Annotated in this window: 15 protein-coding genes; 1 reads left to right on the top strand and 14 read right to left on the bottom strand. The window is 37.6% G+C overall.

The genetic code is table 11. The features are described from left to right. Positions 1 to 237 precede the first annotated feature (237 nt). The gene (gene mscL / locus AAHH42_RS03460) at positions 238 to 642 is read left to right on the top strand and encodes a large-conductance mechanosensitive channel protein MscL (RefSeq protein WP_072550358.1); all 405 of its coding nucleotides are present in this window, start codon (positions 238 to 240) and stop codon (positions 640 to 642) included. Positions 643 to 826: 184 nt separating this feature from the next. On the opposite strand, the gene wzz(fepE) is transcribed toward mscL, so the two are convergent. From wzz(fepE) to AAHH42_RS03390, 14 genes are all read right to left on the bottom strand, one after another. After that, the gene (wzz(fepE), locus tag AAHH42_RS03455) at positions 827 to 1,951 is read right to left on the bottom strand and encodes an LPS O-antigen length regulator Wzz(fepE) (protein ID WP_342221689.1); all 1,125 of its coding nucleotides are present in this window, start codon (positions 1,949 to 1,951) and stop codon (positions 827 to 829) included. Positions 1,952 to 2,067: 116 nt separating this feature from the next. Beyond that, positions 2,068 to 3,444, bottom strand: coding sequence for a phosphomannomutase CpsG (cpsG, locus tag AAHH42_RS03450; RefSeq protein ID WP_072550395.1), 1,377 nt, complete (start codon positions 3,442 to 3,444; stop codon positions 2,068 to 2,070). A 162-nt stretch (positions 3,445 to 3,606) separates the two neighbouring features. Continuing rightward, the gene (locus AAHH42_RS03445) at positions 3,607 to 4,068 is read right to left on the bottom strand and encodes a PIN domain-containing protein (RefSeq protein WP_240313787.1); all 462 of its coding nucleotides are present in this window, start codon (positions 4,066 to 4,068) and stop codon (positions 3,607 to 3,609) included. Beyond that, positions 4,028 to 4,252, bottom strand: a complete 225-nt coding sequence (locus AAHH42_RS03440) for a DUF6364 family protein (RefSeq protein WP_342221688.1) — start codon at positions 4,250 to 4,252, stop codon at positions 4,028 to 4,030. Before AAHH42_RS03440 ends, AAHH42_RS03445 begins: the two co-directional genes overlap by 41 nt. Before the next feature lie 181 nt (positions 4,253 to 4,433). After that, a complete protein-coding gene (locus AAHH42_RS03435) occupies positions 4,434 to 5,186 on the bottom strand; it encodes a Fic family protein (protein ID WP_072550362.1) in 753 nt (250 codons plus the stop codon). A gap of 20 nt (positions 5,187 to 5,206) precedes the next feature. Continuing rightward, complete coding sequence (locus tag AAHH42_RS03430; protein ID WP_342221687.1) at positions 5,207 to 6,166, bottom strand: NAD-dependent epimerase/dehydratase family protein; 960 nt, start codon at positions 6,164 to 6,166, stop codon at positions 5,207 to 5,209. Between the two features lie 95 nt (positions 6,167 to 6,261). Beyond that, a complete protein-coding gene (locus AAHH42_RS03425; protein WP_072550364.1) occupies positions 6,262 to 7,935 on the bottom strand; it encodes a glucosamine inositolphosphorylceramide transferase family protein in 1,674 nt (557 codons plus the stop codon). A 469-nt stretch (positions 7,936 to 8,404) separates the two neighbouring features. Then, entirely contained in the window at positions 8,405 to 9,004 is a 600-nt protein-coding gene (locus AAHH42_RS03420) for an SIS domain-containing protein (protein ID WP_342221686.1), read from the bottom strand. A gap of 5 nt (positions 9,005 to 9,009) precedes the next feature. Next, on the bottom strand, positions 9,010 to 9,999 hold the full coding sequence (locus AAHH42_RS03415; RefSeq protein WP_072550366.1) for a GHMP kinase: 990 nt from the start codon (positions 9,997 to 9,999) through the stop codon (positions 9,010 to 9,012). 2 nt (positions 10,000 to 10,001) lie between these two features. Then, positions 10,002 to 11,906 carry an HAD-IIIA family hydrolase gene (locus AAHH42_RS03410; RefSeq protein ID WP_072550367.1) on the bottom strand — a complete coding sequence of 635 codons (1,905 nt, stop codon included), beginning with the start codon at positions 11,904 to 11,906 and terminating at the stop codon, positions 10,002 to 10,004. Positions 11,907 to 11,922: 16 nt separating this feature from the next. Beyond that, complete coding sequence (locus AAHH42_RS03405) at positions 11,923 to 12,723, bottom strand: glycosyltransferase (protein ID WP_072550368.1); 801 nt, start codon at positions 12,721 to 12,723, stop codon at positions 11,923 to 11,925. A 28-nt stretch (positions 12,724 to 12,751) separates the two neighbouring features. Further along, the gene (locus AAHH42_RS03400; protein WP_342221685.1) at positions 12,752 to 13,738 is read right to left on the bottom strand and encodes an NAD-dependent epimerase/dehydratase family protein; all 987 of its coding nucleotides are present in this window, start codon (positions 13,736 to 13,738) and stop codon (positions 12,752 to 12,754) included. Positions 13,739 to 13,999: 261 nt separating this feature from the next. After that, positions 14,000 to 15,013: a glycosyltransferase family 2 protein gene (locus AAHH42_RS03395; RefSeq protein WP_083429607.1), complete on the bottom strand. Its 1,014-nt coding sequence runs from the start codon at positions 15,011 to 15,013 to the stop codon at positions 14,000 to 14,002. Between the two features lie 153 nt (positions 15,014 to 15,166). After that, positions 15,167 to 16,270, bottom strand: a complete 1,104-nt coding sequence (locus AAHH42_RS03390; RefSeq protein WP_342221684.1) for a hypothetical protein — start codon at positions 16,268 to 16,270, stop codon at positions 15,167 to 15,169. Between the last annotated feature and the right edge of the window lie 38 nt (positions 16,271 to 16,308).

Here is a 16,308-nt window from a genome sequence, read left to right as displayed (position 1 = left end):
TAGATAACAAATAGACTTCTTGCAAAATCTACTACTGTACGTGCTGCGAATTCTGCGTTACGTGGTAATCGCAATCCTCGTGTACTCGGTACCATGCAGTTCTGCGCTCCAGGCGCCTTGACTTCGCATAACGAACGACGGTTTTGCAAGAAGTCTAATATTAATTGGTTTCTGTAACTAAAAATTTCCTATAATTTAGTGTGAATGAATCAAATTTTACTAGCAAGGAGTTATGTGATGAGCTTGATAAAGGAATTTCGTGAATTTGCTCTACGTGGCAATGTTGTTGATTTGGCGGTGGGTGTTATCATTGGTTCCGCATTTGGAAAAATAATTTCTTCATTAGTTGGTGATATTATTATGCCCGTGTTAGGACTGTTGATAGGAGGTATCGATTTTAAACAACTTTATTTTATATTACGCGCAGCGGGGAATACCACTCCTGCTGTAGTCATGAATTATGGTTTATTTATTCAAAGTGTTTTTGATTTTTTACTGATTGCCTTAGCGATATTTGCAACAGTCAAGTTGATGAATCATTTGCGCCGAATGCAAACTATAGAATCAACCGCACCCAGTAACGAAGAAAAATTGTTAACCGAAATCCGCGATTTATTAACCAATGTCACCAAGCTAAAATAAGCAATATACCCTTCACCTTTCAAGTTACGGCGGCGTTGGCTGCTTGCACTCATCCCAGTCATGTACTACTTGTACACTCCTGGGGTTCGATTGATTGCCGCCTGGCCGTACTCGAAATTCATTGGGTATATGATCTAAACGAATTTATGCGACCACCCAGGTCGCATAACAGAGAAGAGACACATCATCCAGCCAACTGATTTTTACGTTCTTTAACAAAATGCCGAATCAGAACGTAGCCTACCGAACAGAACAACCCCATAAATACACTGAGAAGAACGATAAAAGTACTTTTCGGTGAATTCTTCTTTATCGAACCAGAGGCTTGTTGTAAATATTGGAAAGGCATCACAGTCAGTTTAGGAATGGCCAACATATTTAGCTGATTCAAGTGTAATTTACGATTCAAAAGATCGGCATTGATAGTGGTAATATCGCCAATAGTTTGTAGCGATTCCAATTTTTTGTTGAGAGCATAAGAACCGATAGTAATAGGAAAAGTATCGTCATCATTGAATGTACCACTGCCATTTACCGGTGTCTTCACTCCAGCCACATTTGCAATAGCAATTGCAATTTTCAATTTTTCGATGTTAACACTCAAATTATTTTTAGCTTTTAACAGATCAAACCTATATTGCTCATCCGTATTCAATTTCGCTATGTCTACTGCCCGTTGAATTTTTATTTTTACATTTTTATTAACAATGGCGTTAACATAATCAATATACCCTTGTAATAAATTATAGGCATCCTGTGGTGTTTCAGCACTGTAAGATAAGGTATAAAAATTGTAATGCTTATTTTCCTTGTCTTTCTTGTCTAAAGACGAGTTGGAAAGAATATTATTATTCACTATGTTTTCAATCAATATACGCTGTTGGATCTTATCTATTGGATTCTCTTTCATTTTTAATCTGAAATAATCGGAGTTGATTAAATATTTTTCACGTAGATCGGCAGAGTCGAAACTCTGTTCAAAAGTTCCCAGTAAATAACTTGAATCAATACCTATATTGATGCCTAACACCGTAAGTTCACTGGATAATTTATCTAATACTTGCAGTTGCTGATCCGTGGCAGAGGTAATGACTGCTGTACTGGTCCATTTTTGCGGCAATAAATAGCACACCCCAGCCGCAACAATAGCGAACAACAAAGTCATCCATAAAATAGTCTTTTTAGATTTGACAATAATCGAGAAAAGCTCAAAGAGATCAATTTCATCTTTTGATGAGGATAAAGATGAAAAGTCATAATTATTCGACATTGCATCAACATTTTGGTTACGCTTAATTTCTTCATTCATTAATGGATATCCATCTTGATTAACCAATTATATTTACTGGAAATTTATTATTTATCGTATCCATGGGGATTGTTTTGTTACCATCTCCATATGTCCCTGACCATATCATCCAGGCGTTAATATGTTCGCCTCAGCAACTCTAATATCTCATCTGTTTTTTCATCCAACAGTATTTTATTGGCACGAGATTCTACATTGAGTCGTACAACAGGTTCAGTATTCGAGCTACGTAAATTAAAACGCCAATCGAAAAATTCTAAACTGATACCATCAGTTTCATCAGCAGAAAGTGCATATTGCTGGTAAACTGCACGAACACGTTCCATTGCCATGGTGGGATTAACTAATTTAGAATTAATTTCGCCTGATGCAGGGTAAGCCGCCATACGATCTTTGACTACTTGTTCGAGCGTTTTATTTTTAACACACAATAACTCTGCTACCAGTAACCAAGGGATCATACCAGAATCGCAATAAGCAAAATCACGGAAATAGTGATGCGCACTCATCTCACCGCCATAGATTGCATCTTCTTCACGCATACGCTGTTTAATAAAGGCATGACCGGATTTAGACATCACAGGTTTACCCCCTGCGGCTTTAACCACCTCTATGGTATTCCAACTCAAACGTGGATCGTGAATAATCTTGGCACCAGGTTCTTTCTGTAAAAATGCTTCTGACAGCAAACCAACAATATAATATCCCTCGATAAACTCACCTTTATGATTAAACAGAAAGCAACGATCAAAGTCACCATCAAAAGCGATACCGATATCCGCACCATGAGCTAATACCGCATCGCTAGTATCTTGTCGACATTCTGGTAATAGAGGATTAGGGATACCATTAGGGAAGGTGCCATCAGGTTGATTATGAATTTTAATCAGGGTGATAGGCATTTTTAATTGCTCGAATCGATCTTCCAAAGCGTCAATCACATGACCTGCGGCACCATTACCACTGTTAATCACCAGTTTTAAGGGTTTAAAGTGAGCGGGAGTGAGATAGCTCATCAAATGGTCAATATAAGCATCAAGGATAGAAATCTGCCGATAGCTGCCCCTAGCCGCTGGATCGACAGATGAAAACTCATTCAACTCCACCAAGCGTTGAATATCTAATAAACCAGTATCACTACTAATAGGACGAGCGCCCGCACCGACCAATTTCATGCCATTATAATCGATAGGATTATGGCTGGCGGTCACCGCAATACCACCATCCATTGCAAGATGGAAGGTAGCAAAATAGACTTCTTCAGTACCTGCAAGACCAATATCCAACACATCAGCACCCGCGTCCTGTAAACCACGACTAAGAGCCAATTTAAGGCTTTCACTGGTCAAGCGGACATCACCCCCAACGACCACCTTTTTAGGTTTGACAAATTCAGCATAAGCACGACCAATACGGTAGGCGATATCTTCATTGAGTTCATCACCTAGTCGCCCACGAATATCATAGGCTTTAAAACAAGATAATTTAGTCATAACATCACTTTCGAAATCATAAATGAGGCAGGCCATCCAACTTTCAACAATACTTTGCCTTTTATAGGCGATCTCGGGATCCTGGATTCTTTTCAGTACCAAAGATCTTCTTAAAGACAACATCGTTTTTGGGATCAAGAAATTTGAGCAATACGTGTAACATCAGTCAATAAATGGATTAATTATCTGAACAGCATCCACATGCTCTCCAGTATTCATGTCTTCACTCAATAGCAAGCGACAACTTGCTATTTGCGCACTGGCCAGCACAAGCGCATCGTAAAAAGCAACACTGCGAGTTTGATGTAAATCGATCCCTGCACGAATGATAGTTGGCGTCACTTGAACGACTTCAAACTGTTGATATAAATCCAGTTGTGCCCGAATGTATTGTGGTGAAAGTTTAAGTTTTTTAATAGCGACATTGCAGTACTCTTGCAGCACTTGCGTGGAGAGGACACCACTCTTGTCTTGATAAAGCTGCTTAAGCAGAGCAAGTGCCGCCCTTTGCTTCACTGGCACATCACTCGCGTCGGCATAAATTAGGATATTAGTATCGATAAAACTACGGATAGTCCTATGATTAACGCTCATTGGCATCGTCACGATTGAAGTGCCAACCACCAAGCTGCCCAGGTGATTGTAAGCAACGTGCTTCAAACTGTATCCATTGCTGCTCGCGACTGTTTCCGCCTGCCAGTTGCTCTAGATAATCACGTACCACTTGGTTAAGACTTTTTCCCATCTTCTTCGCTGCCTCACGGGCACCCTGGGCCACTTGTTGGTCTACAGAAAGAGTAATGTTCATAAATTAAACTCCATAAAATACTTAACACTTATTATGTGTGCACGCTATATTTTAGAGAGTTAAAATAGTCTGTCAACGTGAAAAGCCGTTCAATCACCTAATTTGATCACTAAAACTGAACGAAAATCAATCGAAATCGTCGGCCGTTATACTCGAATATTCTTGTTATTAAAGTATAAATTTACTTAGCATCAGGATGGCAATGAAACAAAAACGCTATCATCTCATTGGCGTCTTTGCTTAGGTAGAAGCGCACCATCTTCTCATTAAATTCGTGCAACTTTACGGCGGGCACACTGATGGCATCCACCCCCTGTGACATTAATATACCATTCATCATCAATCGCGAAGTGCGCTTGTTACCGTCAAAAAAGAATTGCTGCAAGGCACCAAACAAAAAGAATATCGTTGCTTTTTCAAAAACATTAGTCACATGTTCATTTAGAACCGATATCCCTTGCATAAATCTATCATGCAAAATTGCACCACCGGCAAGCGTTGGCAGAGGGAGATAACGACCATATTCGCCAAGACTTACATGCGGGGTATAGTTTGTTTCTTGCCCTTCACCGCGAAAGCATCCCCACTCCAAAGCCTCATTACGTGCAACAATGTTATGTAGCTGTGTAAAAATTGTCTTGTTTAATTCAAATTGACCTGTTTTCACCAATGACACAAGAAACTTAGCACTTTCAGCCAAATTAAGCACTTGTTCTTGATCAGCCAATTTTCTGCCCCCGACAGTAATGCCACCTAATAGTGTTTTCACTTCTGGGAAAGTGAAAGGATTGCCTTCCAGCATGCTGGCATCCCAGACAAATTCGGCTAGCATGCGATGGAAACGAAAACAAACCCGCTCGATGGAGTGAGCAGGAATAATGGTCGGAATAGTTTCCCTATTCCAAGTAAAGCCAAGTGCGTTAGATAGTGTCATAGTTTATGGCAACTTATTATTTATTTTATAAATTCGCTACGCATAGTTTTAATAATCCCCTCTTCCAACGATACCGGCGCTTTAAAATCATGCTGTTTGATGCTATCCGATCTAAATTGCGTGCGCGCACAAAATTTTTTAACTCGAATACGACTGATGGGATATTTTCTTTTTGTTACCTTAGCCAACAAATCGAAGCAATAACCCGCAAATAATCCAATATTATAAGGCACTCGGAAATTATTTTTTTGTTTATCCAACGCCTGGCAGATAATATCGGTTAATTCATTCATGGTAAAATCGGGCTTATCGATATAATTGAATACATAACGATCAGGGGATAGAGTAATGACATACTGTAAAAATGCAGCTATATTTTCAACGTACGCCATCGATTTTTTATTATTTCCCCCTCCGACCATCAAAAATTTACCGGATGCAATCTGCCTAAACAGATTATAAACATTACCACGGTTACCTTCGCCAAAAACAACGGTAGGACGTACCATAACTAATGTTCTGCTTGAATTTTTCGCAGCCCATTCATCATAAACTTGCTCAGCCGCTAATTTCGATTTACCATAATCATTAAAAGGACGATAAGCACCGTCTTCAGCAGTTTCATGTTCAACAAAACCATAAACGGCGACAGAAGAAGTAAAAATAATATGCTGAATGTTTAAACGCTCAGCCGCTGCACAGACATTTTTAGCACCTTGAACATTGACATCATAATACAGGCTTTTCGGTTCAACATTATCTTGATGTTCAGCGGCTAAATTAATAATGATATCAACCCCGGCAAGCGTCTTATCTAAAGTTGAAGGCTGAGTGACATCAGCAAATTGCCACTTTTCAGGAAATTGAATACTTTTAATTTTATCAATAATAATAAAATTAATATTCATCTTGACTAGACGTTGACTTAAGCGAGAACCAATAAACCCTGAACCACCTAAGATAGCTATTTTTTTAATCATCTTATCCTGTTTATAATATTGTATTTAGTTTAAAACCGGGAGAAGTAAGGAAAAGCACAAAATACTATCAATTATGGTCACACTCAGTTGTACCATTATTTCTTGTAGTTTTCTATTTTTGCGAAACCGATCGCCATCAACCCTTTATTAAAACTATATGTATGAGTGGCTTTTGCTTTACGTAAAAACTCTGGCTTTACTGTAAACTCGACATCCTCAGTATAGTGATTTTCATCAAGACGGGTGATACGCGCCACACCAAAATTCTCACCATATAAATCAAATCCTTGAACTTGAAAAACTCTAAAAATCTTATTATCTTCGAATAGAAGACCTCCATTCCGAGCCTGCTCAGAATCGAAAACGACGGGATTTCCTGGATGAGATATCCAAGGTTCAGTTAATAAATCTTTGGAGTGAAAAACGTGCAACTCCGATCCATGATCTCCCAATATTGAAGAATCTATATTTGTCATTAGCCACCATTTTTCGTCCATGTAAAAAATATTTGTATTAGCAGCTGATACATTGGAGATAAGTATTTTCTCAATCTCCCAAACTAATGGGAAATCAATACAACGATAAATCCTAATATCTTTAGCTTCATGTGTTGTTGGGCACATATATAGTTCGTTATTGCTTTGAATAATAAAAGGATAGGAAAGGCGAAAATCTTCTCTGAGAGCAATTCCAAGATTTGTATATCCATCTTTAGTAATTTTATAAACAGAGATCACTCCCTTTTTTCTTGTGTAATCAAAATCCTCAACAAAACAATAATGGCTACAGTTCCTTTCAATAATGAAAGGATTAGCTAGAAACCTATTAGGCGGATTTTTAATAACTTTTGATTTCCACAGAGTTACCTCACGCCAATTTAAACAATATTGATAAGCAACACCCCATCGATATCTTCTGCTAGTCAACGTTCTAAGAACTTTTTTAGACACATAATTAATTGTTTTTACAATGTAGTGTAACTGCTGAAATAAATTAGGTATTTTATATAATGGAAAACTATAGGGAACCTTAGGATATACCAATAAATCACGGTTGCTAGAAAATAAATCTTCCAACACTCTATGCATAAAAATAGGTGATTTCGTATTCATTCTAGCCAAGTTTAGGGAATACAGAAAACTTGTCGCTATGCTTCCCTTGTAAATTACATCTCCTCCATCAAGCTCATCTGTTAGTAATTGAATGATAAATCCTGTACTTCGTTGCTGATAGAAAACTTCCCAGAAACCAGGAGGACAACCACGATTGATATCATTATTTGCATAATGAAAAGAAATAATTCTTCTTGGGCATATGTTAAGTACATCACCTCTGAGGATACCACTTCCTACTCGAATTAGAATATCCAAATTTTTTTCTTTAATTTTATTAAGATCTTCATCATTATATCGATACACGAATCCACTTCTCGATATTTGAGGATTCACTATCACAGATTCAATGTCACATTTTCCTAGATCATATTTTGTGTCAAAATCTTTAAAACTATACGTTCTTTTCAAGAACTGCGCCTCAATTTTTAAAATAACTTTAAATGTCACAGCTGAAAAAAATTTTCTACACCCGTGCCTATTTATGTAATCAAACACCTTTTTCAATAGTGAACGTAGCCCACTTTGGGAAGTTTTTTGAACTATCAAGCAACTTATTTCATATACACTGGATTCTTTAGATAACTGTATAAGATCAAATAATCGCTTAGATACAACGATATCATCTACAATTAAACCGACTTTCTTTTTTGACATTGATTAGCTATACTAAATATTTTAATTTTACGTCGTATATCAGCTTAGATATGACAAATAGGGCATAGAGTGACACAACGACCTGAGTGTATAATAATCTGACTTTTATTTGTGAAACAGATAAAGAACGCTTCCTAGCTTTATATAACATTAACTAAAAAAGTGGCTTCGCTATAGCTAGTATTTTTCCAGAAAAAATAGAGAAGATAAAATAGGCTCTTCTTGAAGCCCATGTACAGAAACCTCCTCAGAAATAGGATCATTATTCACAATAATGGCTAGAGATGGGTAATTTTTAGCTCTATTTTTTAATTTCTTCTACGTACCATGTAATGGTATAGAGAACTGCTTATTGTCTCTACAAAACTATATTCTGCAACACACTTTGATTTAGTTTTTATAATCATGACTTCTCTCTATGAACTCAATTATAATCAATTAAGAAAAAACAGGATATTTCTCGTTATTATTAACTTTCTAACGTAGTAGAAATATTAAAACTATTCACCGACATGGTTAAAGCTTTCATTACCATGTGACCGAACATCAAATGCACGTCCTCGCAAAGCTGCATGTCAAATGAGGGAACCCAAACACTCAATTTCGCTTGCTGCATTAACTTACCCCCGTCGTATCCTACCACCGCTAACGTGTCAATATTATTTAGGCTGGCGTATTCAACGGCACGTAAAATGTTTGGAGAATTTCCACTACCACTAATAGCCACCAGCAAATCTCCTTCATCTGCTATCGCCGCCAATTGCCCACAAAATACATCATCATAGGAAATATCGTTGCCAAAAGCGGTGATGAGTCCAATGTTGTCACATAGAGAGAACCCCCGAAATTTCTTGCCAGTTGCAAGACTCACCATCTTGTTCCAATCGGTAATGTAATGTGATGCGGTAGATGCACTTCCGCCGTTCCCGCAGGTAATAATTTTTTTGTTTGCCGAAAATTTCTCTTTGATTAAACTAATACCTGATTCGAAAGTACTCAGATTGAGTTCCTTTGCCAGATCAGTGTGAGAGTTTAAATAATTGGCAACACTAAAATTTTTCTGAGTCACAATTTCTATCCTTCCGAGGGTTGATAAAAAACGATTTGAGTCCCATTTCGGTCAAAACGGAATTTCACAGACTGTAAACCGCCCATTGCTTTTTTGATGGGATCGTGTATTTCTGGTGGGGCAAAGAACATCATGAATCCTCCGTTTCCGGCACCGAGTAGCTTGCCACCTAAGGCACCATGAGTGATGCCTCGTTGATACCAATCATCAATTTGTGGATCGGTTACTCCATTGGCAAGCTGTGCTTTAAGACGCCAATTCTCGTCTAACATCTGGCCGAAATTATCCAAAGAATCAGATTCAAGTTCTTTCTTCATGTCAAACGCCAACTCCACCATGCGCCGCATTAGTAGCTTACAATTAGATTGAGTCATCGCTTTTGTTTGCTCTGCAAGAATCGCTGATGCGCTACGTGTTCTACCGGTATAGAAAACCAGGGTAGATTCCTCTAGTGCACGCAATAGTTCAGGTCGGCAAATCACCGGATCGACAGATACCGATTCGTCGGCATGAAATCGTATTAAGTTAAGCCCCCCATAGGCTGAAGCATACTGATCTTGCTTACCTATCGGTTCACCACAACGTATGATTTCTATTTCGCAGGCTTGTCTTGCCAAGGTTTCTTTGGATGCAAAAGAGTTTTTGAAGGCGTACAACGCGTTTAATAAACCTACTGTGTAGGTACTGGATGAACCCAATCCAGAGCCTTTGGAAGGAATATCTGCCATCGACGTAATCTCTAACCCCCCCGATATATCGGTGAGGGCAAGTGCTTCACGTACCAGTGGATGCTCAATTTGACAGGGGGAGTCCACTTCCTCTGTTTTCGAATAATTGACCCTGATACCTCCGTCAAACTTTCGGTTGACACAAATATACATATATTTATCGATCGAAGTTGAGAGGACTGCCCCCAATTCTTCTCTATAGAATACGGGTAAATCACTCCCGCCACCGACAAAACTCATCCGCAAGGGGGTTTTACTGACTATCATATTTATCGCCCCGATAGGGTTATTTTATAGCTGGCGTACTGTGCAGCTGCAAGAACATCGGCAACTTCGTCTTGCTCTCGAGATCCTATGCACTTAGCAACCTCGCAAGCATCAAAACCACGCCATGCATATTCGAAGCACATCCGCTGGTGTCGAACTTGTTGTGGAACATCTAGGTGTAGCCTATGTGGAGTCATTTCCCTTAGCGTAGGATGCAGCAACGCGGGTACGCCTTCACATATTAGAAAATCATTCGGCCCAATTGAAAGTCGACGCGTAGAAATCAGCTCGCTTTTTCTTCGATTCCACTGAGAGACATGTAAAGTGATCCGTTCTTTACTATTCCGTAATGACTCTAAAAGAGGAACCAGTTGATCCATGTCGTAACGTGACATGACGCCACAGCCTTCTATGCGCTGCTCTTTCGCTTTAAGCCATGCGTCTAATGGAAGAATATGGACAACTCGTCCCATGGCTTCAACTAACTCTTTGAGCACTTGAGCAGCCATGGTTTTACCGGAACGCGAGGCTCCACCAATAAGGATCATACGAGTATCTTGCATCTCGATAGCAACGGGCATGAGTTTTCCAACCAGGCGAGCATGCCCGGACAAAATCCAGTCTACAGCGGACAAGATATCATCACAGATATAGTCAGGAATAGCTTGATACTTATTATCGAGGCCGGCATAGCCAGTGCGCAGTAATATTGTACATACGCCAGCACGCTGACCCGCCAATATATCGCTTGTGGTATCACCTATCATCCATGAGCGCCGACGATCAATGTCCAATTCTCGAACTGCCCTGTCAATGAGGCCAGACTGAGGTTTTCGGCAGTCACATACCTTTTTAAGTGCTGGGGTCTCGCCAGGAAAACCTGAGGCTGGATGGTGTGGACACAGGTACAGACGATCCAAATATGCGTGCTCTTGTCCAAGTAAGTGGTCAAGACGAGCATGAATCTGACGCATGTCTTCCCAAGTTGCATTGCCTCTGGCAAGGACGGGTTGATTAGTCACGCAAATCGCTAAACGTCCGGCACGGTTGAGTTGATGGATCGCTTCGCCAGCACCAGGCAACAGCTCAAGCTGGCCTGCACAAGACAAATAATTTACCTCTTTATTTAATGTACCATCCCTATCAAGAAAAACCGCAACACGTTGTTGACGAACAGATAAGCGCTCTGGTAAACCTAAAATCAGGTCTCTCTCTACTTTGTTCAACCGAGATGGTGTACCCATATCTTTGATGTATTCAGGTGTGATATAGGCTTTAAACTTATGCCCTGATGCAAGCATCGATTTAAAGGTATCTTTGACCAAATCGTATTTACCTTGATCTGGAATCAGGTTCATCAGGTGTTTTTTTTGCAGTACGTAAAGCGCGGCGTTGACAATATTCGGATAATAGACGCCTTCAGGGTGAGGGTAGGTCCTTATAGCGATTACGTAACCCGCTCCATCGAGTTGAACCAAATCAGAATCCTGCGGATGATCATTGGGGTGTATTAAGAGAGTTCCTGCAGCATCGGAGCGGGTAGCCATCTGCCATAAACGCCTTAAATCGATATCAGCATAGATATCAGCATAGAGGACTAAAAATTTATCTTCTAATACAGCAAGGGCATCTCGCAGTGCACCAGCGGTGCCACGTGCACTGACCTCCTCAACATAAGTGAGTTCAACATCCCACGCAGCTCCATCACGAAAGTAAGATCGTATCGCTTCTGATTGATAGTGAACAAGTAACGCAATTCGGTCGAAACCGTGCTTTTTACACAACTCAATTTGATGCTCAAGTATGGGCTTGCCCAATATTGGAGCCATAGGCTTAGGCAAATTGCCAATCGTCGACTTTAGTCTGGTGCCCAACCCTCCCGCCAATATTGCGACCTGATTTCTCATGAAATTCCTCAAAAAATTATTTACGACGCAGTATAAGCACCTTGTAAATGGATTCTTGTATTTTTCTTGGCAGAAAAGCCCAGCAGCCAATAATGGCTATTCCTGAAACACGGCGAATGAGGTCATGTGGTCTAAAATTCTTAATCCTTGCCTTGAAATTAAAGCGCCAATTGATATCGGGTCGACTGAGTGTTGACTGCCTATATTGGATGAGTATCTTGTCAAGATTGGCAAATTTAGCATTCTTATTGATGAGTCGAAGCCATAATTCTAAATCTTCGCCATACTTAAAGCGAGGATCGTACCCGCCGGAATCCAATACTGTGTTTCTCCTGAACATAACTGTTGGGTGTGCGAGTGGATTTATAAAATGGCTTTTCCTGATTATTTCATTGTGAGCCTCAGGATAGAATTTAAACCCCACTCTGTTTAGCGAGTCATCAACGATTTCAATAGCACCGCCTAATACATCAACGTCTTTATTTTTAGATAAAAATTCAACCTGTTGAGCAATTCTATCTGGCATGCAAATATCATCGGAATCAAACCTGGCAACCCAATCGGCGCGAGCCATTTGAAGGGCTAGATTCAGACTAGCTGCTAATCCAATCCTTTTTTGAGGATTAACGTAGATAAAGCGACTATCCTGTGAACAGAGTTGTTTGCAAAAATCAGCGCGATCCGAATCAGTGCTCTCATCGATAACAATGCATTCAAAATCTATAAAGCTTTGTTCAAAAATACTCTTTAAACTGCGCTCTAACGTAGCAAGCGGCTCGTTGAAGGTTGGAATAATGATTGAAACCCTAGGTTTCATAGAATTTACTCTTGTTACTGACTCATGTTTATTGACCTAGCTGGCTAGCTATTTCATCAATGGCACGTCGAACCGCCTCAGAAGATCCCAACTGCGGCTTCCAACCATAGCTTTGCAGCTTTTCGGTTGAATAATGAAATTTGGGCACGTCTCCAATCCAGCCTTTATTGCCTTTACCATATTTAATTTGAGCCAGAGGATTAATACGGGCAATCACCTGTTCAGCGATCCATTGCACGGTAACACCTTTATCAATTGGCCCAATATTAATCACGTCTCGTTTTGGTGCATCCTGTTTTGCTCTGACTACGAGCATGGCAGAGATAAGATCTGAAACATGTAGGTAAGCTTTCTGCTGGGTTCCGTTGCCAAGTACCTCTAAACATTCAGGACTCGCGATTAATTTATTAATAAAATCATAGATGACTCCATGGGTAGCGGGAGCCCCAACAACATTGGGAAATCTGAAAATGCATGCTTTGTTAAGATCACTTTCACAAGATGCACTGATCAATGCCTCTGACGCCAGTTTCATTGCGCCATAGTTAGAAATAGGCAGCAGAGGCCCAATGTTTTCATGCAATTCTACATTGCCAAGATCACCGTATATGGCCGAGCTGGAGGCAAAGTAGATCTCCTTCACATGATATAATTTTATCGCTCTTAATATCTCAACGGTTGTGAGGAAGGTATCTTTAAGATCGACGTCTGCATCAGCTACTCCGGCGGGAATATCGGAATTTGCAGCCAGGTGCCAGACTTCCGAGATAGTTCCCTGTTTCGCCGCTTCTTCAAAGGCGCACATGGTGTCATCACGCTTAGATAAGTCACCGCATAACAGCTTAAAATGACTGTCATTAAAATAGCTTTCCAGATAGCTCTTTTGGCCTCTGGAAAAATTGTCAATAGCAACGACAATTTTTCTTTCATTCAGCAGCTGGTTACATAAATGAGAACCAATAAAGCCCGATGCTCCGGCTACCACGGACACAGTGATGTCTTTTGTATTATTCATTAAACTCACTTTTTATATGAGACATTGGGTCGATCTATTTTACACCAGTTTCGTATTTCAATAAAAAGTGCTAAAAGATAAAATTTGAAAGGAAGCTGATGAGAGTAGTACCGAAATGTCAAATTATCACGGTAAGATAGAGTCAAACCAGAGTACCTTACACTACTAATAAAGTATATTATGTTTGATACAAATTCTTTCTAGCTCTTTCAATTCTTCAAACAGAAGCATTTGAGCCTCTCGTAAAATTCTCATTTTCAATTATTTCAAATAGCGCTGAGAAAACAAGATAAAATTTTTATACCTATTAGCAGGGATCAGGCATAAGATTTTATAAAAAATATAACATTTCAAACCTAAAATAGTATATGGAAATTTTATCTTCCTTTTTAAAAGAAGAGTTATTTTACTAATTTGATCGTAAACATCATCTGTACCATCTGTTTTCAATCCTTTTCTGAAAATTCCTAATATTAAATGAATATGTAGAGTGAGATGATAAAAGTTAAATTTTTTAACTAAATCCATTGAATAATTATTAGTAGAAAAATACAAATACAATTTTTCGGATGAATCAATTCTTGTTAACTGTGACATGCTCACCGGTTCCTTTACTGTTGAATTAGGTCGGTTTACATAATGGAATAAGATATCCTTAATATAAAATATATTATTAGTGAGTGATATTGCACGAATTATAAAGTCAATATCCTCACCATAATAAACTAATTCATCAAAAAAAATATTATTAGCTTGAATAAATTTTCTTCTAATAGCTACTGCACAAATATGAAAATAAATTTTTTTAAGAAAAAAATTTGATAGAAGTAATTCTGAATCATTTTTACTAAATAAAGTATTAATATTATCAGAATCACTCAATGCATAATTCCTTATTATGTTATCATTTAGATTGACTGTATTGTATCCAAAAAAAATTAAATCTATGGTTGAAGTGACAGCATCTAGTTTCTCAAAAATGTTATAAGAATAAAAATCATCTGCATCTAAAAATAAAATATAGTCACCAGTAGCATGTAAAATTCCCTGATTACGTGCTGATGAAACTCCCCCATTTTTTTTACGAACTATTAACATTTTTTCAAATGAAAAAGATGACAATTTTTTATATGTATCATCAGTAGAACCGTCATCTACAAAAATTATTTCAACATCATTCCTAGATAATAAGAGAAATGATATTTTTTTCAGTGTCTTATCAATAAAATCTGAAGTATTATGACAAGGCATTATGATGCTATATTTTATCTTCATTTATTACGAAGCTTCTTAAAATTGATATAAAAATCATGATATTTACTTAATAGTGAAAGGTTAAACTAAAAAAATGCTACAGACGAATGATCAAAAGTATAATCAACTATGATTAATCTCTATAGATTAGGTTATAATATTATTAGACCAGTTCTACTGAACTGCTTTATTTATTATAAATTTTGATAAATCTTTACTAAAGTAATAGAACATTAAAGCGTAAGGAAAAGCTGAAAAAAGCCCTAGAGGAAAATAAGAATAAACGATATTTTCAGCAAAAAGTGATGAGAATGTTAATAATAAGCAGAGAAAATAAAAACTTAAAAACTTTCTTTCCACTCTAAACATTAAAGCAAACTGCAATGCTAGTATAAGGTATAAAAATAAACCACCTAACATGGTAACTAAATTAGCCCACGAGAAGTCTTGGTTCGTTTGACTAATTGATGGAAAAAGTAAATTCTTCCCTAAAATATACTCGCATGCGAAACTTAATCTAGAACTCAATACTTCATCTAACTTTATAAAAACTGGAAAATCAAGTAACAATGAAAAATAAAAACCATTATCTGTGACTAATATAGATATTAATAAAAATGATAAAAAAATAATTAACATAATCCCTATTCTTATAAATTTATCGGACAGTTTTTTAAATACGAATTGGTAGAAATAAAATATACTAATTAGTATTAGTGAAGTACGTGAAAAAACTTGTAAATAAATACAAAAAAATAATAGTAATGATAAAAATGCTATTTTTCTATTTATATAGTAACCAATGATAACTATTCCAGCGGCTATCAACCCTATAGTGTTTGGATTAGAGAATCCAAGAGAATTTTTTTTAACACCTGCAAAAGCATAAACGACATTATCGCTAAATCCTGTAAAATATAAACCTAGTAAAGTAAATAATCCAAGCAAGCTACCTAGCCATATAGGAATAAAACAATTTTTTAATGTCAATTTTTCATGATGAAATATAAAAATCAGACAGAAAATAAATAGTACGTAAAAATGGATGAAATATGTATTTTTGCTTATCATTGAAAAAAATATTAAAAAAGGCAGCATTATAAAACTAGAAATTAAAACATTACACCCAGACAAAAAAACAATTATGATAAAATTTATAAAAATAAAAATTCGTATGAAGAAATAAATTTCTTTATCTACATTAAGATAAGTAGATGATGCTAGAACAGAAAGATAATAAAATATCACACAGCTTATAAATAAGTATTTTTTTTCCATATAAACAATTCATTTCCAGAAAAAGAGATAAGGCAAGA

This window comes from Candidatus Fukatsuia endosymbiont of Tuberolachnus salignus, assembly GCF_964030845.1.
Taxonomy (GTDB): domain Bacteria; phylum Pseudomonadota; class Gammaproteobacteria; order Enterobacterales; family Enterobacteriaceae; genus Fukatsuia; species Fukatsuia symbiotica.
The sequence above is the reverse complement of the archived record's forward strand: the minus strand, read 5'-3'. Positions and strand labels throughout refer to the sequence as shown.

What these genes read in the sequence shown, in the direction of transcription:
- AAHH42_RS03430 (WP_342221687.1), bottom strand. Translation starts at nt 6,166, where the DNA reads ATGATTAAAAAAATAGCTATCTTAGGTGGTTCAGGGTTTATTGGTTCT.
- mscL (WP_072550358.1), top strand. Translation starts at nt 238, where the DNA reads ATGAGCTTGATAAAGGAATTTCGTGAATTTGCTCTACGTGGCAATGTT.
- AAHH42_RS03440 (WP_342221688.1), bottom strand. Translation starts at nt 4,252, where the DNA reads ATGAACATTACTCTTTCTGTAGACCAACAAGTGGCCCAGGGTGCCCGT.
- AAHH42_RS03405 (WP_072550368.1), bottom strand. Translation starts at nt 12,723, where the DNA reads ATGAAACCTAGGGTTTCAATCATTATTCCAACCTTCAACGAGCCGCTT.
- AAHH42_RS03435 (WP_072550362.1), bottom strand. Translation starts at nt 5,186, where the DNA reads ATGACACTATCTAACGCACTTGGCTTTACTTGGAATAGGGAAACTATT.
- cpsG (WP_072550395.1), bottom strand. Translation starts at nt 3,444, where the DNA reads ATGACTAAATTATCTTGTTTTAAAGCCTATGATATTCGTGGGCGACTA.
- AAHH42_RS03395 (WP_083429607.1), bottom strand. Translation starts at nt 15,013, where the DNA reads ATGAAGATAAAATATAGCATCATAATGCCTTGTCATAATACTTCAGAT.
- AAHH42_RS03400 (WP_342221685.1), bottom strand. Translation starts at nt 13,738, where the DNA reads ATGAATAATACAAAAGACATCACTGTGTCCGTGGTAGCCGGAGCATCG.
- AAHH42_RS03415 (WP_072550366.1), bottom strand. Translation starts at nt 9,999, where the DNA reads ATGATAGTCAGTAAAACCCCCTTGCGGATGAGTTTTGTCGGTGGCGGG.
- AAHH42_RS03390 (WP_342221684.1), bottom strand. Translation starts at nt 16,270, where the DNA reads ATGGAAAAAAAATACTTATTTATAAGCTGTGTGATATTTTATTATCTT.
- AAHH42_RS03425 (WP_072550364.1), bottom strand. Translation starts at nt 7,935, where the DNA reads ATGTCAAAAAAGAAAGTCGGTTTAATTGTAGATGATATCGTTGTATCT.
- AAHH42_RS03410 (WP_072550367.1), bottom strand. Translation starts at nt 11,906, where the DNA reads ATGAGAAATCAGGTCGCAATATTGGCGGGAGGGTTGGGCACCAGACTA.